The sequence below is a fragment of the Streptomyces tricolor genome (assembly GCF_002155905.1).
GTDB lineage: Bacteria > Actinomycetota > Actinomycetes > Streptomycetales > Streptomycetaceae > Streptomyces > Streptomyces tricolor.
In genome coordinates this window covers 1-733 of sequence record NZ_MUMF01000799.1, presented here as the reverse complement: position 1 = coordinate 733, position 733 = coordinate 1, and the positions used below count along the sequence as shown (strand labels likewise).

Below are 733 nucleotides of genomic sequence, written 5' to 3'. Positions count from 1 at the left end.
GCCCCCGCCCGCTCCGGGCCGCCCATGCCGGACGTGCCGCCGCCCGCGCGTACCGCCCCGCCGGCCCCCGTCGAGCTGCGGGTCAGCAAGCGGATCCTGTGGATCGGCTCGGCCGTCTACCCGCTGCACAGCATCGCCCGCGTCTACACCTTCATGCTGCGGCCCAGGCGCAAGGAGGCGTTCCTGCGGTTCCTGCGGTACGCCGCCGGAACGCTGGCCGTCGGGTTCATCGCCATGCTGCCGAGCCTGCCCTCGCTGACGTTCGGAGGGGCCGACTCGGGCGCGGCCGGCTACGTGAGCTGGGTCTGGTTCCTGGCCCTGGCCGCCGTCATCTACTTCTTCGTCGACATGATGTCCGTCCTGACGGCCCAGCCCCACTACGTCCTCGCCGTCGAGACGTCCGGCTCCTCCACCGGCCTGGTCACCAGCCGCGACCCGCGCCACCTGGACCAGCTCGTCGGCCAGATCTCGTACGCCATCGACCACCCCGACACCGAGTTCCGGGTGACGGTGGAACGCCTCACCGTCTCACCGCACCACTACTACTTCGGCGACAACGTCAACATGTACGGAGGCAACGGAAACGTGGGGATCACGCGATGACCGGCAACACCTACTACTACGGCGACAACGTGAACATGTACGGCGGCCAGGGCAACCAGGGCATCGTCAAGACCCAGGTGGGCACCGGCGCGGCCGGGACGGACCCGGCGCTGGTCGCGGCGCTCGCCGA

At 70.1% G+C, this 733-nt stretch carries 1 protein-coding gene; it reads left to right on the top strand.

Annotation, left to right across the window (positions count from 1 at the left end):
- Positions 1-603, top strand: a 603-nt coding sequence (locus tag CCN44_RS39740) for a DUF6232 family protein (protein WP_331478629.1), incomplete at its 5' end; no start/stop codon positions are given.
- Positions 604-733: the final 130 nt, after the last annotated feature.